The organism is Streptomyces sp. NPDC048269 (assembly GCF_040652395.1).
In the GTDB taxonomy this organism is placed as follows: Bacteria; Actinomycetota; Actinomycetes; order Streptomycetales; family Streptomycetaceae; genus Streptomyces.
The window spans coordinates 120,853-146,777 of record NZ_JBEZLW010000011.1 but is presented as its reverse complement, the minus strand read 5'-3'; the positions used below and the strand labels follow the sequence as shown (position 1 = coordinate 146,777).

Genomic DNA, 25,925 nt, shown 5'->3' with positions numbered 1-25,925 from the left:
GTTCGACGTGGTTTTTCGAATTACGGGTTGACGGGCGGGGCTGAATGGGCCGTTCTGCCGGGGTTGTCGCGGCGCCGGGACGACATGAGAAGCCGGGGTGATGTGAGAAGGGGCGCCCCGTCAGACGGAACGCCCCTTCTCGCGGCCTCACGGCCGCACTGCCCGAATCATCCGAGCCGTGTCAGCTGGAGAGCCGCTCGCCGGAGGACGTCGAGAACACGTGGATCTCGCCGGCCCGCGGCACCACGTGCAGGCTCGAACCCTTCTCGGGCACCTGCCGCCCGCCCACGCGGACCACGAGGTCCTGCGAACCCGCGGCGGAGGTCGCCGATCCGTACACGTACCCGTCGGCGCCGAGCTCCTCGACCACGTTCACGACGATCGTCAGACCGCCGGACTCGGCGATGTCGAAGTGCTCCGGGCGCACGCCCACCGTGACGGTGCGGTCGCCCGCGTCGGCCGCGGCCGACAGCGCCTCGCGCGACACCGGGACCACGCTGTCGCCGAACTTCACGCCCCCGTCGGTGATCGGGACCTCGACCAGGTTCATGGCCGGGGAGCCGATGAAGCCCGCGACGAACAGGTTCGCCGGGCGGTCGTACATGTTGCGCGGGGTGTCGACCTGCTGGAGCAGACCGTCCTTGAGGACCGCCACGCGGTCGCCCATCGTCATGGCTTCGACCTGGTCGTGGGTGACGTAGACGGTGGTGATGCCGAGGTCGCGCTGGAGCGCCGCGATCTGCGTACGGGTGGACACGCGGAGCTTGGCGTCGAGGTTCGACAGCGGCTCGTCCATCAGGAACACCTGCGGCTTGCGCACGATGGCGCGGCCCATGGCGACGCGCTGGCGCTGGCCGCCGGAGAGCGCCTTCGGCTTGCGGTCGAGGTACTGGGTGAGGTCGAGCATCTTCGCCGCGTCCTCCACCTTCTTGCGGATGGTGGCCTTGTCCTCACCGGCGATCTTGAGCGCGAAGCCCATGTTGTCGGCGACGGACATGTGCGGGTAGAGCGCGTAGTTCTGGAACACCATCGCGATGTCCCGGTCCTTGGGCGGCAGGTGCGTGACGTCGCGGTCACCGATGCGGATGGCGCCGCCGTTGACGTCCTCCAAGCCGGCGAGCATGCGCAGCGAGGTGGACTTGCCGCAGCCGGACGGACCGACGAGGACGAGGAACTCGCCGTCCTCGATCTCCAGCTCCAACTGGTCGACGGCGGGCTTGTCGCCGCCGGGGTACAGCCGGGTCGCCTTGTCGAAAGTGACAGAAGCCATGGTGATGAATCCCTTCTACCGGCAGGAACGTGCCGGACGATCCGAGTGGAAGGTCTAGTCCAGTAAGCGGACTCCGCTCGACGCTACCCGCCACGGCCGCTCCTGTCAGTACTCCGGGGGCGGATGACGTCGTGAAATTTTCGACAGACGCCCCGCCCGGCCCTGGGTACACTGCACGGGCATGCCTCCTTAGCTCAGCTGGCCAGAGCACCGCTCTTGTAAAGCGGGGGTCGTCGGTTCGAACCCGACAGGGGGCTCTGCGCATGAAGGCCCCGGACCGCTGCGTCCGGGGCCTTCTTCCGTGGGTTCAGTGGCGGCCCGAGATGCGGTCGGCCAGGCGGGCCAGGGGGACCGTGGCCGGGGTGTGGGTGAGGGTCTCGCGGCGGTCCGCCTCGCGGTAGGCGGCGTAGAGGGCCTGGACGCCGAGCCAGCGGAAGGGTTCCGGTTCCCAGCGGCGGACGCGGTGGCCCACCCAGGGGAGGGTGGTCAGGTCCGTGGAGTTGCCGAGGACCAGGTCGCGGAGGGTGCGGCCGGCGAGGTTGGTGGTGGCGACGCCCGAGCCGACGTAGCCGCCCGCCCAGCCCAGGCCGGTGGTGGCGTCCAGGGTGACGGTGGCGCACCAGTCACGCGGGACACCGAGGACGCCCGACCAGGCGTGGGTGATCTCCGTGCCGGTGAGGGCCGGGAAGAAGGAGAAGAGGAGGTCGCGGAGGGAGTCGATGGTGGCCGGCTGGGTGCGGCCGTCATTGTCCGTGCGGGAGCCGAAGCGGTACGGGACCCCGCGGCCGCCGATCGCGATGCGGCCGTCGGCGGTGCGCTGGGCGTACATGTAGGCGTGGGCCATGTCCCCCAGGAGCGACGCGTCCGACCAGGCCAGCTGCTTCCAGGTCGACTCCGGGACCGGGGCGGTGACGATCATCGAGGAGTTCATCGGGAGCCACGAGCGCTTCTGGCCCTTGAGGGCGGCGGTGAACCCCTCCGTGCAGCGCAGGACGTACGGGGCGCGGACCGTCCCGTACGGGGTGACCGCCTTCCCGGCGGTGATGTCCGTGACCGGGGTGGACTCGTGGATCACCACGCCGAGGCGTTCGCAGGCCACGGCCAGGCCCTTGGCCAGCTTCAGGGGGTGGATGCGGGCGCCGTGCGGGGTCCAGCTGGAGCCGACGGCGTCGGCGATGTCGATGCGGGCACGGGTGTCGGTGGCGTCGTAGAGCTCGCGGTCCGTCTCGCCGAAGGAGAGTTCGGCGGCGTGGAAGGCCTTGAGGCGGGTGAGCTGGGCGGGGGTGCGGGCGACTTCGAGGACGCCGCCCCGGTGGATGTCGGCGTCGATGCCTTCCTTGGCGGCGATGTCGATGACCTCGGTGACGGTGTCGTTCATGGCGCGCTGGAGGCGGAGGGCGGCCTGGTGGCCGTGGAGCGTGGCGTAGCGGTCGCGGCCGGCGATGCCGTTGTAGAGCCAGCCGCCGTTGCGTCCGGAGGCGCCGTAGCCGCAGAACTTCTGCTCCAGGACGGTGACGCGGAGGTCGGGTGCGGATTCCTTCAGGTAGTAGGCGGTCCACAGGCCGGTGTAGCCGCCGCCCACGATGACGACGTCGGCCGTGGCGTCGGCGGTGAGGGGTGCGCGGGGTGGGGTGGCCGGGGTGGTGTGGTCGGTCGCGTACCAGAAGGAAATGCCGCCGTTGATCGTCATGGGGGAGTTGCTACACCCCGTTTCGGAGGGGTGTCCAGGGACTGGTTGTCGTGCTTCGGGGTGTGTTTCCAGGCTGGATGGCGGATGTGGGAGGGGTGGCGGGGGCCGTAGGGCGAGGGGCGGGTCGCGGTGGCCGAGCGGGGCTCCGAGGCGACGGGGCCGCAGGGGACGGGGCCGCAGGGGAGGAGCCGCAGGGGACGCCCGTTGTGCTGGTTCCGTCGTAGCCTCGCGGCATGGTGGACGTGGTGGACGTGGTGGAGGTACCGGAGGCGCTGGCCGAGGCGCAGGCCAGGTTCAACGGGGCGGCCGGGCGGGAGTTCATCGCCGGGCTGCCCGCGCTGGCGGGCCGGTTCCTGGAGCGGTGGGAGCTGCGGCGCACGGGGGCCGGGATGCACGGGGTGACGGCTCTGGTGCTGCCCGTGGAGCGGCTGGACGGCACGCCGGCCGCGCTGAAGCTCCAACTGGTGGACGAGGAGAGCGCGGGGGAGCCGGTCGCGCTGCGCGCGTGGGGCGGGGAGGGTTCCGTACGGCTGCTGGAGCACGACGAGCCGACCGGGGCGATGCTGCTGGAGCGGCTCGACGAGGGGCATCACCTGTCGGCGGTCGCGGAGCGGGATTCGCGTGAGGCGGTCCAGGTGGTCGCCGAACTGCTGGCCCGGCTGGCGGCGGTGCCGGCGCCGGCGGGGCTGCGCGGACTCGGGGGGATGGCCGCCGGGATGCTGGACCGTGTGCCGGGGGCCTTGGCGAGGCTGGGCGACGAACGGGACCGCCGGGTGGTGCGCGACTGCGCGGCGGCGGTCGCCGAGGTGGCCGGGGAGCCCGGGGACCGTTTGCTGCACTGGGACCTGCACTACGACAACGTGCTGGGCGGCGGCGAGGGCGGGAGGGAGGAGTGGCTGGCGATCGATCCGAAGCCGCTCGCCGGGGATCCGGGGTTCGATCTGCTGCCGGCCATCGTCAACAACTTCGCGGTGGACGAGGTGCGCCGGCGGTTCGACCTGCTGACGGAAGTGCTGGCGCTGGACCGCGAGCGGGCACGGGCGTGGACGCTGGGGCGGGTGCTGCAGAACTGCCTGTGGGGCGTGGAGGAGGGGGAGGCGCGGCTCCAGGAGGAGCAACTGGCAGTGGCCGAGGTGCTGCTGGGGCGGCGCACGGGGCCAGCCCTTAGGGTGCGGGCATGATCCGTAACGCTGTGGTCGACGACGTCCCTGCCATTCGCGCCATGATCCGTGAGCTCGCGGAGTACGAGAAGGTGCCGGACGAGGCGCGGGCGACCGAGGAGCAGTTGCGGGAGGCGTTGTTCGGGGAGCGGCCGGCGGCGTTCGCGCACATCGCGGAGACGGCCGAGGGGGAGGTCGTCGGCTTCTCGGTGTGGTTCCTCAGCTTCTCGACGTGGCGTGGGGTGCACGGGATCTACCTGGAGGACCTGTACGTACGGCAGAGCGCGCGCGGAGGCGGTTACGGGAAGGCGCTGCTGCGGGAGTTGGCGCGGATCTGCGTGGAGCGCGGGTACGGACGGCTGGAGTGGTCGGTGCTGAACTGGAACGCGCCGACGATCGCGTTCTACGAGGCCTTGGGCGCGCGGCCGCAGGACGAGTGGTCGGTGTACCGGTTGACGGACGGGCCGTTGGCGGAGCTGGGTGCGGGCGGCCCCGAGGATCCGGCCTAGCCGGCGAGCAGGGCCAGGACGCGACGGACCGCTTCGGCCGCGGGGACGCCGATCTCGCCGACGAGTGCGGCGATACCGGTGACGGAGGCGAGGGCCCGGCGGAAGGCCCCGGGCGGCGCGGCGTCGCCCTGGCTGATGGTCGCCAGGGACTCGTCGATGATCTGGCGGTCGTCGGCGGAGACCTGGTCGCGGAGGATCCGGATCGTCCGGATCATGTCCTCGAAGATCACGCCTGGCCATGTCGTCTCCCCCGAAATGCCCGCCGTGACGCACGTGATCCTCGGCAACTGTGCTGTCGGCAAGGGAAATTGAAGGACCGGGCGTGTCTACGGCTCCAGGACGACCTTGCCGATGGTGGCGCGGGTCTCCAGGGCGCGGTGGGCGGCCGCGGCCTCGGCGAGGGGGTGACGCTGGACGGCGGGGCGCAGGCGGCCGGCGGCGGCTTCGGCGATGCGGACCTGGCCGGGAGCCGGGGCGGGGGTGGGGACGGCCTCGTGGATGAGGTTCTCGGCGGGACCGAAGGTGTGGAGGCGGATGGCGTTCATGGTGTCCGGGGCGGTCATGGTGTCCATGCCGCCAGCCTCGGACCTCGACCGTGGTTGAGGTCAAGGGTTGCCTGGCGGTGCTGCGGGGGCTTGTCAGTGGGCTGCGCCACGATGGGGGAATGGCGCGCAAAGGGCAGCAGGAGACGGTGAAGGCGGCGCGGCGGCCGGAGGTGCGGTTGCCGGAGCTGGCGGTGTGGGACGGGGACGGGCTGGAACCGGACGGGGACTACGACGGGCTGGAGTTCGCGGACCTGGATCTGGCGGGGCAGGAGGGGGTCGGGGCCCGGTTCATGGACTGCGCGGTGCGGCGGTGCGCGCTGGACGAGGCGGGGCTGGCGAAGGCACGGTTCCTGGACTCGGTGCTGGAGGGGGTCCGGGGGGTGGGGGCCGATCTGGCGGGGGCCACGTTGCGGGACGTGGAGGTGGTGGACGCGCGGCTGGGCGGGGTGCAGTTGCACGGGGCCGTGCTGGAGCGGGTGGTGGTCCGGGGCGGCAAGATCGACTACTTGAACCTGCGGAAGGCGCGGTTGCGGGACGTGGTCTTCGAGGGGTGCGTGCTCGTGGAGCCGGACTTCGGGGATGCGGTGCTGGAGCGGGTGGAGTTCCGGGACTGCGGGCTGCGGGGGGTGGATTTCAGCGGGGTGCGGATGACGGATGTGGATCTGCGGGCTGCGGGTGTGCTGGAGATTGCGCGGGGGGTGGAGGCTTTGGCCGGGGCCGTGATCAGCCCGGCGCAGCTGTTCGAGCTCGCCCCGGCGCTTGCTGCGCAGCTGGGGGTGCGGGTGGTGCCGTGACGGGGCCCGGTGGGGCCCCTGCGGGCCGTCTCCCGGGGCGCCGCCCCGGACCCCCGTGCCTCAAGCGCCGGCCGGGGCTGAGGTGGGGGCTCCGCCTTGGACCCCGTGCCTCAAGCGCCGGTGGGGCTGAGGTGGGGGCTCCGGCCCGGGTCCCGTGCCTCAAGCGCCGGCGGGGCCGAGGGTCGGGGCTCCGCGCCGGGGCCCGCGCCGCGAACAGCGGCGGGGCTGAAGATCGGCCGTTGCCGGCCGTCCGCAGGGGTTAGGCCGGGACGCGGGGGAAGCGGGACTGGAGCATCCAGATGGCGGGGTTTTCGGCCAGGCCGTCGTGCATGTCGACCAGGTCGGCGATGAGGTCGTGCAGGAAGTCGCGGGCCTCGCGGCGCAGCAGGCGGTGGCTGAAGGTCAGCGGCTCCTCCTCGCCCGGCATCCAGTCGGCCTCGACGTCGACCCAGCCGAAGCGGCGCTCGAAGAGCATCCGGTCGGTGGACTCGGTGAAGTCGAGTTCGGCGTACTGGCGATTGGCGGAGCGGTTGCCGCGGGGGTCCTGGTCGAGCTGCTCGACGATGTCGCACAGGGCCCAGGCGAAGTCCAGTACGGGCACCCATCCCCAGGCTGTGGACACTTCCCGGTCCGTGGTGGTGTCGGCGAGGTAGACGTCCCCGCAGAACAGGTCGTGGCGCAGGGTGTGGACGTCCGCAGAGCGGTAGTCGGTCTGCGGGGGGTCGGGGAAGCGCCGGGAGAGGGAGTAGCCGATGTCGAGCACGTCACCGATGGTGTCACGGGTACGCGGGGTGTCCTCACCCCGGAGGGGGCGGGGGCTGTGCGAGGGGCGCGTCAAGAAGGCAGCAGGCGTTGTTCCTTCGCCACGGCGACGGCGCCCGCGCGGGTGTCGACGCCGAGTTTGTCGTAGATGCGGCCCAGGTGGGTCTTGACGGTGGCCTCGCTGATGAAGAGCGCGCGGGCGATGTCGCGGTTGCCGAGGCCGCGGGCCAGCTGGCCGAGGATGTCCAGTTCGCGGTCGGTCAGGGTGGGCCGGGTGCCGCGCATGTGGGCCATGACGCGGCTGGCCACCGGCGGGGACAGGGTGGTGCGGCCCTGGGCTGCCGAGTGGATGGCGGCGAAGAGTTCCTCGGGGCGTTCCGCCTTGAGGAGGTAGCCGGTCGCGCCCGCGCCGATGGCCCGGGTGATGTCCGCGTCCGTGTCGTAGGTGGTGAGGACCAGGACGTGCGGGGGGTTCGGGGCGGCGGTGATGCGGCGGGTGGCCTCGACCCCGTCGATGCCCTCGCCCAGCTGGAGGTCCATGAGGACCACGTCGGGGCGGAGCTTGGCGGCCAGCGCGACGGCCTCCTCGCCGCTGCCCGCCTCGCCGAGGACCTCGATGTCGGGCTCGCTGCCGAGGAGGGCCAGGAGTCCGGCGCGGACCACCACATGGTCGTCGCAGAGCAGGATCGTCGTCATCCGGTGGGCTCCAGGGGGATGGCCGCGGAGAGGACGGTGCCCTCGCCCGGCGTGGATTCGATCGTCAGGGTGCCGCCCAGCTGGCGCACGCGGGCGCGCATCGCCGGGAGGCCGTGTCCGCGTTCCCCGGTGGCGACGCGGGGCTCGTGGAAGCCTCGGCCGTCGTCGGCGATGTCCAAAACCACCTGGTCACCGAGGAAGCTCAGGGTGAGCGCGGCCGTCCGGGCGCCGGAGTGCTCTCGTACGTTGGCCAGCGCGCCCTGGGCTATGCGCAGCAGGGCGGACTGGACCCGGTCGGGGAGTGCGGCCGGGGCGCCTTCGAGGTGGAAGCGGACCTCGATGTCCGGACCGGCGTCCAGGGCGCGCAGGGCGTCGGCGAGGCCGGTGCCGTCGGCGAGTTCGGCGGGGGCCAGGTCGTGGACGAGGCGGCGGGCCTCGGCGAGGCCGCGGGCGGCGATGCCGGTGGCGGTACGGACGTGCGCGCGGGCGGTGGCCGGGTCGGTGTCCCAGGTGCGGTCGGCGGCCTGGAGGAGCATCTGCTGGCTGGAGAGGTTCTGGGCGAGGGTGTCGTGGATCTCCATGGACAGCCGCTGGCGTTCGGCGAGGGTGCCCTCGCGGCGCTCGGTGGCGGCCAGTTCCCGGCGGGTGCGGATCAGGTCCTCGATCAGTGCGCGCTGGGCCTGGGCCTGGCGCTCCATGTGGACGAATACGGCGGTGGCCAGGGCGGCGACGGCGGGCGGGGCGAGGAGGAGGTTGGGGTCGAAGGACCCGGCCAGCTTCAGCTGGGCGATCACCACGAAGCCGGTGAGGAGGGCGACGAGGACGATCGCGGCGCGTGGGGGGAGGGTGCGCAGGGCGGTGAAGAAGAGCGGAACGGCGCACCAGGCGAAGCTCGGCGCGAGGACGACGAGGACCACCCAGGTGGCGACGATCAGGCCGAGCCAGAGGGTTTGCCGTGCCCGTCCTGTCGGACGTGTCTGCCTAGTCCGTCCTGTCCGGCGGGAGGTCGGGGCGGCGCCGAGGGCCGGGCCGACGGCGGGGCCGAGTACGTACAGGAGGGCCAGCGTGATGCTGAGGGCGATGATCCACGGGGTGCGGGGTTCACCGGGGTGGCGGAGGAGGAAGCGGGCCAGCGAGGCGCCGAGGAGCAGGAAGAACGCGGTGTGGGCGACCGTGGCCAGCGTGCGGGTGTCGCGTGGCGGGGCGGGGGTCGTCACGGGGTGCTCCTGGGTTCGGGGCTTGCGTCCATTGTTGCCCGCGGCGTCGTCTCCGGGGCGTGGCCCCGGACCCGCGCCTACCTCGCCGGGGGGCCGGCACGGCGGCGCCGGCTGTGCCCGGAGGCGTGACCAGCCAATACGGCCCTCGTGACGGTGCGCATCGACCGATCGGATGACCCCCGGGTCAGCCGGTGCGGTCGGTGGGGGGAGCCGGTACGGGGACGGGGCGGCGGGGGGTGCGGGGACAGGCTTGGAGCAGTCACCGCGTCAACCGTTCTCAGGAGCACAGATGAACACCCGTACCCGCGTTCTCACCGGTACCGCCCTCGCCGTCGCGCTCGGCGCCGGGACCTTCGGCGCCGTCAGCGCCGGCGCCACCCCCGCCGCCGAAGCCGCGCCGGCCGCCGTGGCCGTGAAGAAGGACGGGCCGGGCGACAAGAACTTCACCACCACGACGCACCTCACCCTCGACGCCGCCACCCGCGCCGCCCAGGCCGCGCTCCAGGCCGCCCAGAGCGAGAACCAGAAGGTGACCGTCGCGGTCGTGGACCGCAACGGCAACACCCTCGTCACCCTCCGCGGCGACGGCGCGGGCCCGCAGTCCTACGACTCGGCGCAGCGCAAGGCCTACACCGCCGTGTCCTGGAACGCCCCGACCTCGGTGCTCGCGGGCCGCCTCGCCCAGGCCCCGAACCTGAAGGACATTCCCGGCACCCTCTTCCTCGGTGGTGGCACCCCGGTGCAGGCCAACGGTGCCCCGGTCGCCGGCATCGGCGTGGCCGGCGCCCCGAGCGGCGAGCTGGACGAGAAGTTCGCCAAGGCCGGCGCCGACGCCCTCGCCAAGTAGAGCAACAAGCAGAGCCCCAAGTAGAGCGACGAGCAGATCAACAAGGCGATCAAGCGGGACCCGACGGCGCCCGCCTAGGATCGAGTGCGTGGAACACCGCGCTCTTTCCCGCCTCGCCGCCCCCGCCGTAGCCGCCCTGCTCGCCCTCACCACGGCGTGTACGGGCGGCCCGGTGCAGGGGCGGCCGGGTGCGGCGGGGCTGCGCGACCCGTACTTCCCCAAGGCGGGCAACGGCGGCTACCAGGTCGAGCACTACGACCTGGACCTGGACTACGACCCCGCCGACGGCCTGCTGCACGGAACGGCGGTGATCACCGCCCGCGCCGAGCAGCGGCTCAGCTCCTTCAACCTCGACCTCAGCGGCCTGAGCGTCGAGGACGTGACCGTGCAGGGCGCCGGGGCCCGGTACAACCGGACCGGCAACGAGCTGACCGTGCGCCCGGCCGAGGACCTGCAGAAGGGCGAGGTCTTCCGTACGGAGGTCGACTACGGCGGCAGGCCGAAGGCGCTCACGGACGCGGACGGCGCCAAGGAGGGCTGGATCACCACGGACGACGGCGCGGTGGGCGTCGGCGAGCCGGTTGGTTCGATGACCTGGTTCCCGGGCAACCACCATCCCAGCGACAAGGCCGCGTACGACATCACGATCACGGTGCCGAAGGGCTACGAGGCCGTGTCGAACGGCGAGTTGCGCTCGCGGACCACCGACGCCGACGGGCGGACCGTGTTCGCGTGGCACAACCCGGAGCCGATGGCGAGCTACCTGGCGACCGCCGTCGTCGGCAAGTACCGGGTGGCGTCCGGGCGGACCCCGTCGGGGGTCGCCCTGTACAACGCGGTGACGCCCGATGAGGCGGCGGCGAGCGCGGGGGTCCTCGCGCGGCTGCCGGAGATGGTGGAGTGGGCGGCGGGCCGGTTCGGGCCGTACCCCTTCGGTACGGCGGGGGCGGTCGTGCTGCCCGCCGGGACCCTCGCCTACGCGCTGGAGACCCAGACCAAGCCCGTCTTCCCCGGCGCGACCGACGAGGAGACCCTGCTGCACGAGCTCGCCCACCAGTGGTTCGGCAACTCGGTGTCGCCGAAGTCCTGGAAGGACATGTGGCTCAACGAGGGCTTCGCGACCTACGCGGAATGGCTGTGGGCCGAGGACCACGGCGGGACCACCGCGCAGCAGGCGTTCGATGCCTTCCTGGCCGGTGACACGGACGCCGACGAGGACGCCGGCTCCGACTGGGGCGCCTTCCCGCCGGCCGCGCCGCCCGGGCCCGAGGACATCTCCTCGAAGCCGGTCTACGTCCGCGGTGCGATGGTGCTGCACCGGATCCGCCAGGAGGTGGGCGACGAGAAGTTCTTCGCCCTGCTGCGCGGCTGGCCGGCCGACCACCGGCACGGGAACGCGAGTACGGCCGACTTCACCGCCTACGCGCAGGAGAAGACCGGGCACGACCTGAAGAAGGTCTGGGACGTGTGGCTGTACGGGAAGGACCGCCCCAAGTAGCCCGGTGGGCCTTACGGATGACGGGGTACGGCACGGCCTTACGGGGCCGCCAGCGGCTTGCGGAGCACCGTGCACGCACGGCCCCGTTCGCGGTCCTCGGCCCGGCGCAGCGGGGTGTAGCCCTGGGACTCCCAGAAAGCCATGGCCTTGGGGTTGTTGTCGAGTACGGCGATCCGTACGCCGGTCCGTCCGGCGGCGCGGAAGCGGTCCTCGACGAGGGTGGCCACGGCGCGTCCGTAGCCCTCGCGGTGGGCGGTGGCGTCGACCAGCAGCAGGCCGATCCACGGGTCCGGGTCGTCGGAGGCCGGATCGGGGTGGGTGGCGAGGGTGGCCGCCATGCCGACGAGCCGGCCGGCGGAGCGGGCGAGGAGGACCTCGGCGCCGTCATGGGCGAGTTCGCCGGCGAGGGAGGCCGCGACCTGTTCGACCGTGATGCGGTTCGGGTCGGGGAAGTCGCCGCTGAGTTCGAAGAACGCATGGTTCGTCGCGTACAGGGAGGCGATCTCGGTCAGGACCGGACCGGGCAGGGCGCCGTCCACGGGGACGAGCGGTTGGAGAATCACCTGGTCAACGGTAGCGAAGCCCCCTCCCCGGACGGCTGGGAGGGGGCTTCGGCAGCGGTGGTGTCGGCCGCTGCGGGCGGAACTCAGACGTTGACGCCGAAGTCCTGCGCGATGCCGGTGAGACCGGAGGCGTAGCCCTGGCCGACCGCGCGGAACTTCCACTCGGCGCCGTTGCGGTAGAGCTCGCCGAAGACCATGGCGGTCTCGGTCGCCGCGTCCTCGGAGAGGTCGTAGCGGGCGATCTCGGCGCCGCCGGCCTGGTTCACGACGCGGATGTACGCGTTGCGGACCTGGCCGAAGTTCTGGCTGCGGGCCTCGGCGTCGTAGATGGAGACCGGGAAGACGATCTTGTCGACGTCGGCCGGGAGGCCGGCGAGGTTGACGTTGATGGCCTCGTCGTCGCCCGCGCCCTCGCCGGTGCGGTTGTCACCGGTGTGGACGATGGTCTGGTCGGGGGTGGACTTGTTGTTGAAGAAGACGAAGTGGCCGTCGGAGACGACCTTGCCCGTCGCGTTCACGGCGATGGCCGAGGCGTCGAGGTCGAAGTCGACACCGGTGGTGGTACGGACGTCCCAGCCGAGGCCGACCGTGACGGCAGCGAGGCCGGGGGCCTCCTTCGTGAGCGAGACGTTGCCGCCCTTGGACAGGCTGACAGCCATGGGAATGTCCCTTTCCTCATCCGACATGCACGTGCAGGCGGTCAAATTACCGCTCATCCCTATAACGCCACGAGGGGGCCGCCGGGTTCCCGTGCGAAATCCGCACGGCAGGCGGATGACGGTAGGGGGTGGCAGTACCGCCTGACGGCAGAGCGGTACGGGCCGGCAGTACCGGCTGACGGTAAATGAGGGTGACGGGGCGGGGGCGGGCACGGATCATAGGGGGCATGCCTGGTCCCTATGTCATCCGCGGTTCGGTCGTGCTCCCCGAGGGCGAGCTCGCCTGGCGCTTCTCGCGGTCCTCCGGACCGGGCGGCCAGCACGTGAACACCTCCGACTCCCGCGTGGAGCTGCTCTTCGACCTGGCGGCGACGAACGCGCTGCCCGAGGTGTGGAAGGCGCGGGCGCTGGAGCGGCTCGCCTCCCGTCTGGTCGACGGGGTGGTGACCGTACGGTCCTCCGAGCACCGCTCGCAGTTCCGCAACCGGGAGATGGCGTTGGTCCGGCTGGCTTCGCTGCTGGCCGAGGCGACGGCGCCGCCGCCGAAGCCGCGCCGGGCGACGAAGATCCCTCGCGGGATCAACGAGCGCCGGCTGCGGGAGAAGAAGGCGCGGGCCGAGACCAAGCGGGGGCGGACCGGGCGGGACTGGTAGCGCCGCCGGGGCCCGGGACTACTGACCCTACTGACCCAGGTGGCGGTAGCGGCCGCGGAAGTACGTCAGCGGCTGCCCGTCCGGGGAGGGCAGGCCGGCGGTCAGGACGCGGCCGATGACCAGGGTGTGGTCGCCCGCCTCGACGCGGTTCTCCGTACGGCATTCGAGGGTGGCCAGGGCGCCGCTCAGCAGCGGGGCGCCCGATGCCTCGCCGCGGACGTGGGGGAGGTCCGCGAAGAGCAGCCGGTCGCTGATCCGGCCCTTCATGGCGAAGCGGCCGGCGACCTGGAGCTGGTGGTCGGCGAGGAGCGAGACCGCCCACAGCGGCTGTTCCGCGAGCAGGTCGTCCATCCGGGAACCCTCGCGCAGGCTCACCAGCACCAGGGGTGGGTCCAGGGACACGGACATGAACGCCGTCGCCGTCATGCCGACGTCCTCGCCGCGCGGGCCGTCCGCCGTCAGAGGGGTCTCGTACGCGGTGATCAGGCACACGCCCGCCGCCAGCCGGGACATGGCTGCCCGGAACTCGTCGTTGCTCACCCCCTCAGCATGGGGGCTGGCATGGGGCACGGGGGTGACAGGGATCGTCTTCAGCACGCTGGAACGCTAATCTCGCCCTCCCGCGCGCACATCGGGCCCTGGTCCGAGTCGCGTCCCCGCCCCTCGGCCTAGGCCCGAGAGTATCGTTTGCTTCCGGGAAGGTGAGGGAGCGCTCCCAGCCAAATCCGACCAGCGGGACGCTGATTATTCATCTCATGTGACTTGAGTCACAGACGGCAAGATTTGTTGACCCTGTGTACCTGCGGCACAGCTCACTGTGATTCAGTGGACGGGACACCGCAACGAAACGCCGATGACAAAACTGGAGTTGCTGTCGAGGTCTCGGGGAGAGCGAGCAATGGAGACCGAGTCGGAGCCGTACGTCCGTCTTGCGACCCTGCGGCAGCTGCACCGGGTGGTGGCCGAACTCAACACGGCCAGGAGCCTGGCGGACACTCTGCAGACCGTCGTGGACGGCATCGTCGTGGGCCTCGGCTACGAACTCGCCTGTGTCAACCTCGTACGCCCGGACGGTGATCTCGTCGTCGCCGCCTTCGCCGGCGACCCCGCCGCGGAGGCTCTCATCACCGGCCGGGTCGGCTCCCGAAGCTCCTGGGAACGCCGCCTGACGATGGGTGAGAACTGGGACGGCCTCCGCTTCATCCCGCACACCGAGGGCTGGGTCCTCATGGAGGACGACGTCCCGCAGTGGCACACGGAGGGCCCCGAGCCGCGGTTCGAGGACGAGTGGCATCCAGAGGACCGGCTCTACGCCCCCATGTATGCGTCCGGCGGGGAACTTCTAGGTGTCATTTCGGTGGACAGACCGCGCAATGGGCGCCGGCCGGGCGCCTGGGGCCGCGAAGCGCTCCAGATGTACGCCTTCCAGGCGGCGATTGCGATCAGTAACGCGAGGCTCCGCGCGAACATGCAGCGGGCCCTGGTCAGGCTGGAGCGCGAGCAGCAGGCACTGCGTGCCAGTGAAGAGTCGTTCCGCCAGGCCTTCGAGTACGCGCCCAGCGGCATGGCCATCGCCGAGATGGGCGGCGACCAGCACGGCCGGCTGCTGCGGACCAACGACGCGCTGTGCCGGCTGCTGGGCCGCCCGGCCTCGGTCCTGCGCCGCTACTCCTTCTCCGACCTGGTCCACCCCGAGGACATCGGCACCCTGCTGCGGACCTCCGCCGAGGGCGGCCGCGCCGAGCTGCGCCTCGGCCGGCGCGACGGCACGTACGTATGGGTCTCCCTGCGCAACTCGGTCGTCGCCGACGCCGCCGACGGCCCCCGGTTCCTGCTCACGCACGTCGAGGACATCGAGGAGCGCAAGCGGCACGAGCTCCAGCTCGCCCACCGCGCCAGCCACGATTCGCTGACCGGCCTGCCCAACAGTGCCGAGCTGCGGTCCCGGCTCGGCGCCCGGCTGTGCCGCAGGCCGCAGTCCGTACGGGCCACCGCCGTGGAGGCTCTGGACGCGGCCTACGAGGGCCGCGTGGCGCACACCGGGTACGGCGACGGCCACGAGGTGCGGAGGGAGGCGGGTGGTGCCGGTGAGCACGGCTTTCAACCCGACGGCCCCGACCGGTTCGCGGGGTCCGACCCCTTCGAGTACGCCGGGACGCTGCCCGCCCAGGCGGACGGCCCGTACGACCACCACGTGCACACGGTGGCGCCCACGACGGACGTCGACGACGGGACGAAGGGGCTCGCGGTGCTCTTCTGCGACCTCGACGGCTTCAAGTCGATCAACGACCGGTTCGGGCACCACACGGGTGACGCGGTCCTGATCGAGGTGGCCCGGCGGCTGACGACGTGTGTCAGGGACGGCGACACCGTCGCCCGGCTGGGTGGTGACGAGTTCGTCGTCCTCGCGGACGGCCTGGGCGCCGCGGACGCCGCCGATCTCGCCGTCCGGCTGCGCAACGCGATCATCCCGCCGATCCGGGTGGACGGCCGCGCGGTGCGTGTCGGAGCCAGTTTCGGGATCGGCTGGGCCAGCTGCGGGATGTCGGCGGACGAGGTGCTGCGCTCCGCCGACCAGCGCATGTACATCGAGAAGAGGTCCCGCTCCAAGGCGCACCGCCGGGCCGGCTGAGACGATCGGGCGCCCGTGGGCGCACCTGTTCGGGGTAGGCTCCCGGGGGTCGAAAGGAGTGACCTGCGATGACGACGCCCGCGAACAACGGCCCGCACGGTGGGGCGAACAAGCCCGAGGACGACGATCCGTTCGGCTATCTCTACGCGGACGGCCAGGCCGCCGGAGCCACCCCGCCCGGTCAGGGCGGCGGATACGGCTACCCGGGGCCCGCGGCAGGCGGTCCTTCCGGCGCGCAGCCCGGCGTTCCCCGTACCTCCCACCACCAGGTGCGCACGGTCGGCGAGCGCAGGAACGGCGGCCAGCGCGGGCAGGTGCCCGCGCAGCAGCCGCCCTACCAGGCGCAGTACCAGGCCCCGGAGGCGCTCCAGGCGGGCGGGTACGGCGTTCCGCCGCAGCAGCAGCCCCCGCAGCACCAGACGCAGTCGGTCACGCCTTCCGGCGGTCACGGCGGTCACGGCGGCGGCGGCGGATCCAGCCGCAAGGGTCTGCTGATCGCGGCGGTCGCGGTGGTCGGCGCGGTCGCGATCGGCATCGGCGCGGCCCTCGCCTTCGGCAAGGACAAGGACAAGAACGACAAGGCGGACGGCAACGGCCAGCAGTCGGCGGCTCCGCACAACCCCTCGTCCCCGACCCCGAGCGGCTCTCCCAAGCCCTCCGAGGCCCCGCTGCCCAAGGGCGAGGCGGCCGGTGCGGGCATGGTGCTGAGCGGTGGTGCGCAGTTGCAGAGCGCGGTGCCGGGTTCGAAGAGCTCGGGCGGTCAGTACGTCGGCAACTTCAACCAGACCGGTGCGGCGCTCACCTGGACGGTGGAGGTGCCGGATTCGGGCGACTACACGCTGTTCGTCAACTACGCCGTTCCCGGCAAGGACGGTAAGGCGACCCTCACGGTCAACGGGCAGAGCCCGAACCAGTCGCTGAACCTGTCCAACTTCGCGAAGGCGGCGGACGGGGCCTGGGACAAGGGCTGGACGCGCACCTTTGCGTGGATCACCCTCAAGAAGGGCTCGAACGCGCTGAAGATCTCGTGCGAGCCCGGCAACCAGTGCGACGCGATCTTCGACCAGCTGGAGCTGGGTTCGGGGCACACCAGGCGCTGACCGCCCCACCGGTACGGAAAAGGGTCCGGTCCCACCGCGCACGCGGCGGGACCGGACCCGTTTTCATGGGGCTGTCAGCCGCAGTGGACCCAGCCGGTGTTTTCCCTGTGCGTCTTCTCCAGGTAGCTGGAGTCGTCGCCCAGCCAGACGCCCGTGATGTGCCCGGAGACCTTCACGCAGCTGCCGGGGGCCTTGACGTACACCGGGCCCGCGTACTGGGTGTAGGCGCGCTGGCCGTCGACGTCGGACTTGCCGCCGCCTTCAAGGGAGATGCCCATGCCGTCGGTGACGTGGAAGCTGGCGTCGCGGCGGAGGATCGCGCAGTTCGTGCCGGTGGAGCGGTTGTAGTAGAGGAACAGGACGCCGGCGCCGGTGGCGCCCTGGTCGTCGCCGAGCGGGTAGGCGTCCTGCTGGTAGTAGCCCGCGCCGCAGGAGCCCCCCGAGATCGTCTGGGCCTGGGCGGGAGCCATCGCCAGTGTGGAGACGGCCACCACCCCGGCGAAGGTGGCGAGGGTGTTGCGGACGATGCGCTTCATGTGGTTCAGCCTTGCGTTTCGAAGATCGAAATGATCTTGTGATCCTACTGGCTCGAATGCGCAGTCCGAATCACCGGACGCATCGTCAGGAGCGATGTCCCCAAGACCTGCTGACGGATGTGCACTGCACGTCAGTCACTGCTGGTGACGGCGACCGCGTCCCGCAGCTCCTCGTAGGTGCCGGGGTCGAATTCCCCCGCCACCGGGGCCGCGACCGTGGCCGCCGAGAGGGCCACCGCGCGGGTGAGGCGCTCGGGCCAGTCCAGGCCCTCCGCCAGGGCCGACAGGAGGCCCGCGACGGCGGAGTCGCCCGCTCCGGTGGGGTTGCCGGCCAGGGTGCGCGGCGGGGCGGCCTGCCAGGTGCCCTCGGGGGTGGCGGCCAGCAGGCCCGCCGGGCCGAGCGAGGTGATCACCGCGTGGGCGCCCCGGCGGCGGGCGTCGCGGGTGGCGGGGAGCGGCTCGCGGGATCCGGTGAGCTCGGCCAGCTCGGCGGCGTTCGGCTTGATCATCTCGGGGCGGGCGGCGACCCCGCGGCGCAGGGCCTCGCCGCTGGTGTCCAGGAGGACCGGGACCCCGGCCGCGCGGGCGGCCCGTACGAGCACGGCGTACGCGCCCACCGGTACGCCGGGCGGGAGGCTGCCGCACAGCGCCACGGCCCGGGCGCCAACCAGCAGGGCCTCGTAACGGGGGAGGAACCCAGCCCACTCCGCGGGCGTGATCAGCGGGCCCGGCTCGTTGAACTGCGTGGTGTCGCCCGAGGCGTCGTCGACCACGGCCAGGGTGCGGCGCGTGGTGCCCGCGCAGGGGACGAGCGCGTCCACCACACCCGGGGACTGTGCCAGCAGCTCATGTACGACTGCTCCGACCGGGCCGCCCGCGAAACCGGTCGCGGTCACCTCGTGGCCGAGGGCGGCCAGTACGCGGGCCACGTTGATCCCCTTGCCGCCGGGACGCTCGGTGACCGCGGCGACCCGGTGCGAGGCGTGCGGGAGCAGCCTCGGCACGCGGTAGGTCACGTCGAGCGCGGTGTTGAGCGTGACGGTCAGGATCATGGGCACCCCCGGGTCTGTTGCTGCCGGGATCATGCCAAAGAGAAGGCGGTCGGCCCAGTCCTGGGGGCGACCGCCTTTCCGGGTACAGCCGGTTGGCCGTCAGGAACCGTCCCCGAGGACCGGGCTGACGACCCATTCACCGCGCCGCATGACGCCCTGGACGTCGAACTCGGCGTCCAGGACGACCAGGTCCGCGTACTTGCCGGGCTCCAGCGACCCGATCTCGTCGTACAGGCCGAGCAGCTTGGCCGGGTTGGCCGAGATCGCCTGGACCACGGACTCCACCGGCAGCTTGTCGAGGGTGACCGAGCGCTTGAAAGCGGTGTCCAGGGTCAGGGTCGAGCCGGCGATGGAACCGCCCTCCACGAGGCGGGCCACGCCCTCCTTGACCTCGACCTCCAGCGGGCCGAGGTGGTAGGTCCCGTCGCCGAAGCCCGCCGCGTCCATCGCGTCGGTGATCAGCGCCACGCGGTGGGCGCCCGCGTGGTGGAACGCCAGCTCCAGCATGGCGGGGTGCAGGTGCGTGCCGTCGTTGATGAGCTCGACGGTGACCCGCTCGTCCTCCAGCAGCGCCGCGATCGGGCCGGGCGCGCGGTGGGCGAGGCCCGGCATCGCGTTGAACAGGTGGGTGGCCACGGTCGCGCCCGCGTCGATGGCCTGCCGCGTCTGGTCGTACGTGGAGTCCGTGTGGCCGACCGCGGCGATGACCCCGTGCTCGGCCAGCAGCCGTACGGAATCCAGGCCGCCCGGCAGCTCGGTGGCGAGGGTGAACATCCGGGCGGCGCCGTGCGCGGCGTCGATGAGCTTGCGGACCTCGGCCGGGTTGGGGTCGCGGAGCAGCTCCTCCTTGTGCGCGCCCTTGCGGCAGGCGTTGATGAACGGCCCCTCGAAGTGGATGCCCGCGATCTCGCCCTGCTGGGTGAGCTCGGCCAGCAGCCCGGCCCGGCGGGCCAGTTCGTCGAGGTCCCCGGTGACGGTGGAGGCGACCAGGGTGGTGGTCCCGTGCTCGCGGTGGGTGCGGACGCCCGTCAGGACGTCCTCCGCGGTGCCGGAGGTGAAGGAGGCTCCGCCGCCGCCGTGGTTGTGCATGTCGACGAAGCCGGGGACGATCCAGTGCCCGGACAGGTCCACGACCCGCGCACCCTCCGGAGCGCTGCCGGCGATGCGGTCGCCGTCGACGATGACCCGGCCGCCCGCCACGGTTCCGGTGGGCAGCACCACCCTGGCGCCGGAGAGAACAGTGCTGTGCGCGCTTCCGGACATCAGGCAGGTACCTCCGTGGCGAGTAGGTCCCAGGCGAGCAGACCTGCGCCCAGGCATCCGGCGGTGTCCCCGAGGGCCGCCGGCACGATGTGGGGGAGCCGCTGGAACGTCACGCGCTCCTCCACGGCCGTCCGTAGTGGTGTGAACAAGGTTTCCCCCGCCTCGGCGAGCCCGCCACCGATGATCAGCGTGCGCGGGTCCAGCAGGGTGATCGCGGTGACCAGCCCGTCGGCGAGGGCGCCGACGGCGGCCAGCCACACCTCCCGGGCGCGTACGTCGCCGGATTCGACCGCCTTGGCGCAGTCCGCGGCATCGGCGTCGGGGTCGCCGGAAGCGGCCGCCCACGCCCGGCTGACGGCGGAGGCGGAGGCGAGGGTCTCCAGGCAGCCGTGCTGGCCGCAGCCGCAGGCGGGGCCGCCGGGGCGGACCACGATGTGGCCGATCTCGCCCGCGTAGCCGTGGGCGCCGGCCTCGATGCGTCCGCCGATGCCGATCGCTCCGGCGATGCCGGTGCCCAGCGGCACGAACAGGAAGCGGTCGGCGCCGCGGCCCGCGCCGATGCGGCCTTCGGCGAGTCCGCCCGTGCGCACGTCGTGGCCGAGGGCGACGGGGATGCCGCCGAGGCGACTTCCGAGCAGGGCGCGCATCGGTACGTCGCGCCAGCCCAGGTTCGCCGCGTAGACGGCGATCCCGTTCTCGGCGTCGACGATGCCGGGGACGGCGACCCCGGCCGCCGAGGCGGCTTCTCCGAACTGCTCCCGGCCGATGTCGAGCAGGTCGGCGGCGAAGTCCTGGATCGTCTCGACGACGGCGTGGGGGCCCCGCTCACGGCCGGTGGCGCGGCGCGCCTCGTGGAGCAGGGTGCCGTCGGCGGCGACCAGGGCGGCCTTCATCCCGGTGCCGCCCACATCGAGGGCGATGACGTGTTTCAGGGGTTTCACAGGAGACAGTCTCGCGTGCTCGACGGGGAAAGGTCTAGTCCATTGGAGGGATTGTTGAGCGGCCATACAAATTCGGGACCGAGGTCGGATCCGGATGTGATCGAGCCGCCAAAGTGGTGTAGACCTTACGTGGATCGTACGTACAACAAGGGGTGGACGAGAACTGTGAAGCGCCGATACCTGAGCCTGGCCGCGTCCGGCGCCGCACTGTGCCTGTCCGCGGTGACGCTGACGGGCTGCGGAGCCCTCGACGGACTCACCGGGGACAACGAGGTGACCCTGCGGGTCGTGGCGGCCGAGTACGGGGACAATCCGCAGAACTCGTCCGCGACGTACTGGAAGACGCTCGCCGACGGCTTCGAGAAGGCCAACCCGGGGATCAACGTCGAGGTCAGCGTCTACTCCTGGTCGGAGGTCGACGCCAAGGTCGCCGAGATGGTCAAGGCGGGCAAGGCCCCCGACATCGCGCAGATCGGCGCCTACGCCGACTACGCGGAGGCGGGCAAGCTGTACACGGCGGACGAGCTGCTCTCCGTCAAGACCGAGGCCGACTTCCTCGGGCCGCTCGCCGACGCGGGCAAGGTCAAGCGGATCCAGTACGGCCTGCCCTTCGTGGCCAGCACCCGGCTGCTCTTCTACAACGAGAAGCTGCTGACCGACGCCGGGGTCATCCCGAAGGACGCCAAGAACGGGTGGCAGCCCAAGAGCTGGGCGGAGCTGGAGGCGGCCGCGAAGAAGCTCAAGGGCGCCGGCGTCCAGACCCCCTTCGCGCTGCCGCTGGGACGCGAGGAGGCGCAGGCCGAGACGATGATGTGGATGCTCGCGGGCGGCGGCGGCTACACCGACAACGAAGAGCAGTACTCCATCGACTCCGCCGAGAACGTCAAGGCCCTGGAGTTCCTGCGGGACAAGATGGTCGGACAGGGGCTGACCGGGCCGTCCGAGCCGGGCAAGACCGACCGGCAGGCCGCGTTCGACGCCTTCACGCGCGGCGAGGTCGGCATGCTCAACGGGCACCCGACGCTGATCAAGCAGGCGGCCGGGAAGGGCGTCAGGTTCGGCATGGTGACCATGCCGACCATCGACGGCACGGAGCACTCGGCGATGGGCGTCGCGGACTGGGTGATGGCCTTCAAGAACGGCCACCCGAAGGAGTCCGGCAAGTTCCTGGACCACCTGTACGAGGCGAAGAACGTGACCGCCTTCACCAACAAGTACGACCTGCTCCCGGTGACGACCACCGGCTACCGGGCGATGCAGGCCGGAGCCGGCACGGGCGGCGTCGCACCGCAGCTGAAGACCTTCCTGGACGCCCTGCCGAACTCGCGGCTCTACCCGGTCGGCAAGAAGTCCTGGGCGGGCGTCAGCGAGGACATCAAGCAGAAGATCGGCAAGTCCGTCCAGCCGGGCGGGCAGCCGGCGCAGGTGCTGGAGGAGATCGCGACGGCGGCGCGGGCGGCCGATCCGCGCTGACCGCGGGGTGATCGGGGCGGTGCGGCGTCCCGGGTGACCGGGTCAGCGCGACGGCACGAATGCCCGGTCCGCGCCGATGGGGGGGGCGACCGGGTCGCCGCGGGCCGACCCGTGCCGGGCCGACCGTGCCGGGGCGGCCCGTGCGTGTGCGGGCCTGTGCGTGCCGGTGCGGTCGGGCCCGGCGGCCAGGGCGGCCTGCGGGCCGGGCGGTCGGGCCGGTGTCGGTGGGCGGCGTTAATCTGGCCGTATGACGGACGAGGGGCAGCTGACGGCCACGGAGGCCGCGGTGCTCGCGTACGAGGGACGCACCTGGCCCGGGCCCGGGGCCAAGGAGCGGGCGATACGGGAGGGGCTGGGGATGACCCCGGTCCGCTACTACCAGCTGCTCAACGCGCTGATGGACGACCCCCGGGCGCTGGCGCACGCCCCGGGCACGGTGAACCGGCTGCGGCGCATCCGCGCGGCCCAGCGGGCCAGGCGATAGCCGTCACGCGGCTGGGCCGTTAGGGTCATCCCTATGGGGAGCCATCCGCACGACTTGCCGATGCCCGTCACCGCAGCCGGACGCGAGGGACTCGAAGCCCTGCTCCGCGCACCCCGCCGGTCGGTGATCGGCCTGGACTTCGACGGGACCCTTGCCGACATCGTCCCGGACCCGGACCAGGCGCGGGCCCACCCCGCAGCCGTACCGGCCCTGGCCGCGCTGGCCCCCGAGGTGGCCTCGGTGGCCGTGGTCACCGGCCGGCCGGCGGGCGTCGCCGTCCGCTACGGGGGCTTCGCCGGGGTCCCCGGACTGGAACACCTGGTGGTCCTCGGCCACTACGGGGCCGAGCGCTGGGACGCCGTCACCGGGATCGTCCACGCCCCCGCCGAGCACCCCGGGGTGGCGGCGGTCCGGGCCGAGCTGCCGGGGTTCCTGGAATCGATCGGGGCCTGGCGGGGCACGTGGATCGAGGAGAAGGGCCGGGCGCTGGCGGTCCACACCCGCCGCGCCGAGGACCCGGAGGCGGCCTTCGCGGCGCTCCGCGAGCCCCTGGCCGAGCTGGCCGCGCGGCACGGGCTGATGGTCGAACCGGGCCGGGCCGTGCTGGAACTCAGGCCGCCGGGCACGGACAAGGGCGTCGCCCTGACGGAGTTCCTGGCGGAGACGGACGCGGGGCCGGTGCTGTACGCGGGTGACGACCTGGGCGACCTCGCCGCGTACTCGGCGGTCGAGAAGCGGCGGGCCGACGGTCTGCCGGGGCTGCTGGTGTGCAGTGGGTCCGCGGAGGTTCCGGAGCTGGCCTCCCGCGCCGACCTGGTCCTCCCGGGCCCGGGCGCGGTAGCCGCCTTCCTGTCCGACCTGGCCGAGGCCCTGCGCTCCTGACCCGCCCCGCCGCCGCTGGGACTCCGCCGCAGACCCCGCGCCTCAAACGCCGGCGAGGCTGGGTTGTGCCCGGCGGGGCTGGGGTGTGCCGGGCGCACGGCATGTGCCAAATCCAGCCCCTCCGGCGTTTGAGGAGCGGCGTACGGGGCGGAGCCCCGGTCCTTGAGCCCCGTCGGCGTTTGAGGCGCCCGGGGCGGAGCCCCAGGGGCGGGCCGCGGTCAGGCCTGGAGGTCGGACAATTGGGTGGTGAACCACTGGGCCGGCGGGAGGGCGGTGGCAGCCGCGGCCAGGCGCTTCGTACGGTCCGCACGCTCGGCGTCCGGCATGGACAGCGCCGCGTGCAGGGCCTCGGCCGTCTCCGACACGTCGTACGGGTTCACCGTGAGCGCGTCCTGCCGGAGTTCCTCGTACGCCCCCGCCCCGGTCGACAGCACCAGCGCGCACCCCGCCTCCGAGACCACCGGGATCTCCTTCGCCACCAGGTTCATCCCGTCCCGCACCGGGTTCACCAGCGCCACGTCCGCCATCCGGTACGCCGCGAGCGAGCGCGCGAAGTCGTCCTGCACCGACACGTGCACCGGCTGCCAGTCCGCCGTGCCGAACTCCGCGTTGATCTCGGCCGCCAGCTCACGCACCGACTCCGTGTACGCCCGGTAGACCGCCAGGTCCTGCCGCGACGGGTACGCGGACGCCAGGTGCACCACCCGGCCGCGCCATTCGGGGTGCGTGGTCAGCAACTCCCGGTAGGCGAGGAGCCCGCGCAGGATGTTCTTCGACAGCTCCGTCCGGTCCACCCGGACGATCGTCTTCAGGTCACCGACCTCCGCCCGCAGCGCCGCCAGCTTGTCGTCCACCTCCGGCCGGTGCGCCAGCGCCCGCAGCTCGTCCGCGTCGACCCCGAGCGGGTACTTGGTCACGTGCGTGAACCGGGCCTCGCCGCCGGGCTTGATGTGCTTCACCCCGCGCAGCGGGTCCTCCCCGCTCGGCAGGTGGGTCCGCGCCACGCCGCTCTCGTCCTCGAACTGCGCGCTGGTGATGAAGGCGAGCGCCCAGCTGTAGGTGTGGAAGCCCAGCCGGTCCGCCCCCAGCATCCCCCACACCAACTCCCGGCGGACGTCGTCCGGGAGCATGTCCATGAACTGCCGCGCGGCCCACGGCGTGTGCGTGAAGTGCCCGATCCGCAGGTCCGGCCGCAGCTCCCGCAACTGCCCCGGCACCAGCGCCAGGTGGTAGTCCTGCACCAGGACGCAGGCACCCTCCGCCGCCTCCTCCGCAAGCGCCGCCGCGAAGGCCTGGTTGTAGGCGACGTACGACCCCCACTGCCGGCGGAACTCCGCGTCGAAGACCGGCGTGCGCGGGATGTCGTACAGGTGGTGGTGGGTGAACCACAGCACCGAGTTCGCGATGCCGTTGTACGCGTCGTCGTACACCGTGGGATCGATGTCCAGCATCCGGACGCCGGGTTCCGTCACGCCCCGCCGGACCGCCTCCCGGTCCGCCTCCGACAGGGCCGCGCAGATCCACACCGCGTCCGGCTGCTCCGCCAGGGCCGCGGAGAGTCCGGAGACGAGACCGCCCCCGCCGCGCCGGGTACTGAGGGTGCCGTCGGCGGAGAGGGCGTACGAGAGCGGGCCGCGGTTCGCTGCAACGAGTACCTGAGAAGCCATGCGGCCAACCTAGCCCGGCCCGCGCCCGCTCAAACCGTACGATCCCTCACGCCACGCTGCGCAACGCGTACTCCTTGACGCCCAGCATCGGCGGCCGCTCCTCCGTGTCCACCGCGTACGTCCGCGGCACGAACCCGTCCGGCCCCCGCTCGAACTGCGTCAGCTCCGGCCGTACGAGATGCCCGCGCGAGAGCCGCAGCTGCGCGGTCCGGTATATCGCCGCGGCCATCCGGCCCAGGGCCTGCCCGTCCTGGTGGCGGTGGACCCGTACGCCCACGTCCACCTGGGCCAGCGCGTCCAGTCCGACCGTGTGCAGGGCGTCCACCAGCAGACCCAGCTCGACGCCGTACCCGACGGGGAACGGCAGCCGCTCCAGCAGGGAGCGGCGCACGGCGTACTCGCCGCCCAGCGGCTGGACGAAGCCGGCCAGCTGCGGCCAGTGCAGGTTGAGCAGCGGGCGCGCCACCAGCTCCGTGACCCGGCCGCCCTGGCCGGGGGCGTCGCCCAGCGGGCGGTCGTACATCGCCTTGACGAACTGCACGTCCGGTTCGGTCAGCAGCGGACCCACGATCCCGGAGACGAAGTCGGCCGAGAAGTCCCGGAGGTCGGCGTCGACGAAGCAGACGATGTCCCCGCCGGTGGCCAGCAGGGAGCGCCACAACACCTCGCCCTTGCCGGGCACCGCCGGGATCCGCGGCAGGATCTCGTCGCGGTGCACGACGCGGGCGCCGGCCTTCGCCGCCACCTCCGCCGTCCGGTCGCTGGAGCCCGAGTCGATCACCACCAGTTCGTCCACGAGGGGGCACGGCAGTCCCTCGATCAGCTCGCGGCGGATCACCTCGACGATCGCGCCGACCGTCGCCTCCTCGTCGAGCGCGGGCAGCACCACGCTGACCGTGGTCCCAGCCGCCCGTTTCCGGTCCAGCAGCTGGTCGAGCGGTCGGTCGGCGGCGGACCAGGAGCGGTCTGCCAGCCAGCGCTCCACCTCTTCCAGCACCTTCGGCACTCCCTGCATCGTCACTCGTTTGGACC

At 72.3% G+C, this 25,925-nt stretch carries 26 protein-coding genes, 1 tRNA gene and 1 pseudogene; 12 read left to right on the top strand and 16 right to left on the bottom strand.

Annotation, left to right across the window (positions count from 1 at the left end; translation table 11 throughout):
• Positions 1 to 181 precede the first annotated feature (181 nt).
• A complete protein-coding gene (ugpC, locus tag AB0D48_RS15555) occupies positions 182 to 1,270 on the bottom strand; it encodes a sn-glycerol-3-phosphate ABC transporter ATP-binding protein UgpC (protein ID WP_362395840.1) in 1,089 nt (362 codons plus the stop codon).
• A gap of 183 nt (positions 1,271 to 1,453) precedes the next feature.
• On the opposite strand from ugpC, the gene AB0D48_RS15550 reads away from it, so the two are divergent.
• A tRNA-Thr gene (locus tag AB0D48_RS15550) sits at positions 1,454 to 1,527 on the top strand.
• 50 nt (positions 1,528 to 1,577) lie between these two features.
• On the opposite strand, the gene AB0D48_RS15545 is transcribed toward AB0D48_RS15550, so the two are convergent.
• Positions 1,578 to 2,960 carry an FAD-dependent oxidoreductase gene (locus tag AB0D48_RS15545; protein WP_362395837.1) on the bottom strand — a complete coding sequence of 461 codons (1,383 nt, stop codon included), beginning with the start codon at positions 2,958 to 2,960 and terminating at the stop codon, positions 1,578 to 1,580.
• 233 nt (positions 2,961 to 3,193) lie between these two features.
• Here AB0D48_RS15545 and AB0D48_RS15540 point away from each other — a divergent pair, with 233 nt between their 5' ends.
• Together AB0D48_RS15540 and AB0D48_RS15535 are read left to right on the top strand one after the other, a co-directional pair.
• On the top strand, positions 3,194 to 4,141 hold the full coding sequence (locus tag AB0D48_RS15540) for an aminoglycoside phosphotransferase family protein (protein WP_362395834.1): 948 nt from the start codon (positions 3,194 to 3,196) through the stop codon (positions 4,139 to 4,141).
• A complete protein-coding gene (locus AB0D48_RS15535) occupies positions 4,138 to 4,629 on the top strand; it encodes a GNAT family N-acetyltransferase (protein WP_362395831.1) in 492 nt (163 codons plus the stop codon). Before AB0D48_RS15540 ends, AB0D48_RS15535 begins: the two co-directional genes overlap by 4 nt.
• Here AB0D48_RS15535 and AB0D48_RS15530 read toward each other — a convergent pair.
• Both AB0D48_RS15530 and AB0D48_RS15525 read right to left on the bottom strand, forming a co-directional pair.
• On the bottom strand, positions 4,626 to 4,844 hold the full coding sequence (locus AB0D48_RS15530; RefSeq protein ID WP_362395828.1) for a hypothetical protein: 219 nt from the start codon (positions 4,842 to 4,844) through the stop codon (positions 4,626 to 4,628). The two genes, AB0D48_RS15535 and AB0D48_RS15530, sit on opposite strands and share 4 nt — an antisense overlap.
• 111 nt (positions 4,845 to 4,955) lie before the next feature.
• Positions 4,956 to 5,081, bottom strand: a pseudogene (locus tag AB0D48_RS15525) (zinc-binding dehydrogenase); the annotation flags it as partial.
• 212 nt (positions 5,082 to 5,293) lie between these two features.
• Between AB0D48_RS15525 and AB0D48_RS15520 the strand changes: the two are divergent.
• A complete protein-coding gene (locus AB0D48_RS15520) occupies positions 5,294 to 5,968 on the top strand; it encodes a pentapeptide repeat-containing protein (RefSeq protein ID WP_362395825.1) in 675 nt (224 codons plus the stop codon).
• 259 nt (positions 5,969 to 6,227) lie between these two features.
• On the opposite strand, the gene AB0D48_RS15515 is transcribed toward AB0D48_RS15520, so the two are convergent.
• From AB0D48_RS15515 to AB0D48_RS15505, 3 genes are all read right to left on the bottom strand, one after another.
• Positions 6,228 to 6,731, bottom strand: coding sequence for a hypothetical protein (locus AB0D48_RS15515; RefSeq protein WP_362395822.1), 504 nt, complete (start codon positions 6,729 to 6,731; stop codon positions 6,228 to 6,230).
• Positions 6,732 to 6,802: 71 nt separating this feature from the next.
• Complete coding sequence (locus AB0D48_RS15510; RefSeq protein WP_362395819.1) at positions 6,803 to 7,426, bottom strand: response regulator transcription factor; 624 nt, start codon at positions 7,424 to 7,426, stop codon at positions 6,803 to 6,805.
• Positions 7,423 to 8,643 carry a sensor histidine kinase gene (locus AB0D48_RS15505; RefSeq protein ID WP_362395816.1) on the bottom strand — a complete coding sequence of 407 codons (1,221 nt, stop codon included), beginning with the start codon at positions 8,641 to 8,643 and terminating at the stop codon, positions 7,423 to 7,425. Before AB0D48_RS15505 ends, AB0D48_RS15510 begins: the two co-directional genes overlap by 4 nt.
• A 289-nt stretch (positions 8,644 to 8,932) precedes the next feature.
• Here AB0D48_RS15505 and AB0D48_RS15500 point away from each other — a divergent pair, with 289 nt between their 5' ends.
• Together AB0D48_RS15500 and AB0D48_RS15495 are read left to right on the top strand one after the other, a co-directional pair.
• Positions 8,933 to 9,490: a heme-binding protein gene (locus AB0D48_RS15500; protein ID WP_362395813.1), complete on the top strand. Its 558-nt coding sequence runs from the start codon at positions 8,933 to 8,935 to the stop codon at positions 9,488 to 9,490.
• Positions 9,491 to 9,578: 88 nt separating this feature from the next.
• Positions 9,579 to 10,988: a M1 family metallopeptidase gene (locus tag AB0D48_RS15495; RefSeq protein WP_362395810.1), complete on the top strand. Its 1,410-nt coding sequence runs from the start codon at positions 9,579 to 9,581 to the stop codon at positions 10,986 to 10,988.
• A 38-nt stretch (positions 10,989 to 11,026) separates the two neighbouring features.
• On the opposite strand, the gene AB0D48_RS15490 is transcribed toward AB0D48_RS15495, so the two are convergent.
• Both AB0D48_RS15490 and AB0D48_RS15485 read right to left on the bottom strand, forming a co-directional pair.
• Positions 11,027 to 11,551: a GNAT family N-acetyltransferase gene (locus AB0D48_RS15490; RefSeq protein WP_362395807.1), complete on the bottom strand. Its 525-nt coding sequence runs from the start codon at positions 11,549 to 11,551 to the stop codon at positions 11,027 to 11,029.
• Positions 11,552 to 11,634: 83 nt separating this feature from the next.
• Positions 11,635 to 12,210, bottom strand: a complete 576-nt coding sequence (locus AB0D48_RS15485; RefSeq protein ID WP_362395804.1) for a TerD family protein — start codon at positions 12,208 to 12,210, stop codon at positions 11,635 to 11,637.
• A gap of 227 nt (positions 12,211 to 12,437) precedes the next feature.
• Between AB0D48_RS15485 and arfB the strand changes: the two genes are divergently transcribed.
• Positions 12,438 to 12,863, top strand: coding sequence for an alternative ribosome rescue aminoacyl-tRNA hydrolase ArfB (gene arfB, locus AB0D48_RS15480; RefSeq protein ID WP_362395802.1), 426 nt, complete (start codon positions 12,438 to 12,440; stop codon positions 12,861 to 12,863).
• 27 nt (positions 12,864 to 12,890) lie between these two features.
• Here arfB and AB0D48_RS15475 read toward each other — a convergent pair whose 3' ends face one another.
• The gene (locus AB0D48_RS15475; RefSeq protein ID WP_362395799.1) at positions 12,891 to 13,460 is read right to left on the bottom strand and encodes a flavin reductase family protein; all 570 of its coding nucleotides are present in this window, start codon (positions 13,458 to 13,460) and stop codon (positions 12,891 to 12,893) included.
• 301 nt (positions 13,461 to 13,761) lie between these two features.
• On the opposite strand from AB0D48_RS15475, the gene cdgB reads away from it, so the two are divergent.
• Complete coding sequence (gene cdgB / locus AB0D48_RS15470) at positions 13,762 to 15,495, top strand: diguanylate cyclase CdgB (RefSeq protein ID WP_362395797.1); 1,734 nt, start codon at positions 13,762 to 13,764, stop codon at positions 15,493 to 15,495.
• Positions 15,496 to 15,563: 68 nt separating this feature from the next.
• Complete coding sequence (locus tag AB0D48_RS15465; protein ID WP_362395794.1) at positions 15,564 to 16,595, top strand: CBM35 domain-containing protein; 1,032 nt, start codon at positions 15,564 to 15,566, stop codon at positions 16,593 to 16,595.
• A 74-nt stretch (positions 16,596 to 16,669) separates the two neighbouring features.
• Here the strand turns inward: AB0D48_RS15465 and AB0D48_RS15460 are convergent, their stop codons facing one another.
• The 4 genes from AB0D48_RS15460 to AB0D48_RS15445 all read right to left on the bottom strand — a co-directional run bounded on the left by AB0D48_RS15460 (position 16,670) and on the right by AB0D48_RS15445 (position 20,378).
• Positions 16,670 to 17,131: a hypothetical protein gene (locus tag AB0D48_RS15460; protein ID WP_362395791.1), complete on the bottom strand. Its 462-nt coding sequence runs from the start codon at positions 17,129 to 17,131 to the stop codon at positions 16,670 to 16,672.
• Positions 17,132 to 17,262: 131 nt separating this feature from the next.
• The gene (locus AB0D48_RS15455; protein WP_362395784.1) at positions 17,263 to 18,183 is read right to left on the bottom strand and encodes a 1-phosphofructokinase family hexose kinase; all 921 of its coding nucleotides are present in this window, start codon (positions 18,181 to 18,183) and stop codon (positions 17,263 to 17,265) included.
• Between the two features lie 99 nt (positions 18,184 to 18,282).
• The gene (gene nagA, locus AB0D48_RS15450) at positions 18,283 to 19,446 is read right to left on the bottom strand and encodes an N-acetylglucosamine-6-phosphate deacetylase (RefSeq protein WP_362395781.1); all 1,164 of its coding nucleotides are present in this window, start codon (positions 19,444 to 19,446) and stop codon (positions 18,283 to 18,285) included.
• Complete coding sequence (locus tag AB0D48_RS15445) at positions 19,446 to 20,378, bottom strand: ROK family protein (RefSeq protein ID WP_362396059.1); 933 nt, start codon at positions 20,376 to 20,378, stop codon at positions 19,446 to 19,448. The genes nagA and AB0D48_RS15445 overlap by 1 nt, the downstream gene beginning before the upstream one ends.
• A gap of 174 nt (positions 20,379 to 20,552) precedes the next feature.
• Here AB0D48_RS15445 and AB0D48_RS15440 point away from each other — a divergent pair, with 174 nt between their 5' ends.
• From AB0D48_RS15440 to otsB, 3 genes are all read left to right on the top strand, one after another.
• Positions 20,553 to 21,860: an extracellular solute-binding protein gene (locus tag AB0D48_RS15440; protein ID WP_362395778.1), complete on the top strand. Its 1,308-nt coding sequence runs from the start codon at positions 20,553 to 20,555 to the stop codon at positions 21,858 to 21,860.
• Between the two features lie 247 nt (positions 21,861 to 22,107).
• Complete coding sequence (locus AB0D48_RS15435; protein WP_362395775.1) at positions 22,108 to 22,344, top strand: DUF3263 domain-containing protein; 237 nt, start codon at positions 22,108 to 22,110, stop codon at positions 22,342 to 22,344.
• Between the two features lie 33 nt (positions 22,345 to 22,377).
• Entirely contained in the window at positions 22,378 to 23,226 is an 849-nt protein-coding gene (gene otsB, locus AB0D48_RS15430) for a trehalose-phosphatase (protein WP_362395772.1), read from the top strand.
• 218 nt (positions 23,227 to 23,444) lie between these two features.
• Here otsB and AB0D48_RS15425 read toward each other — a convergent pair whose 3' ends face one another.
• On the bottom strand, positions 23,445 to 24,893 hold the full coding sequence (locus AB0D48_RS15425) for a trehalose-6-phosphate synthase (RefSeq protein ID WP_362395769.1): 1,449 nt from the start codon (positions 24,891 to 24,893) through the stop codon (positions 23,445 to 23,447).
• A 46-nt stretch (positions 24,894 to 24,939) separates the two neighbouring features.
• A complete protein-coding gene (locus tag AB0D48_RS15420; RefSeq protein ID WP_362396056.1) occupies positions 24,940 to 25,890 on the bottom strand; it encodes a glucosyl-3-phosphoglycerate synthase in 951 nt (316 codons plus the stop codon).
• Positions 25,891 to 25,925 lie beyond the last annotated feature (35 nt).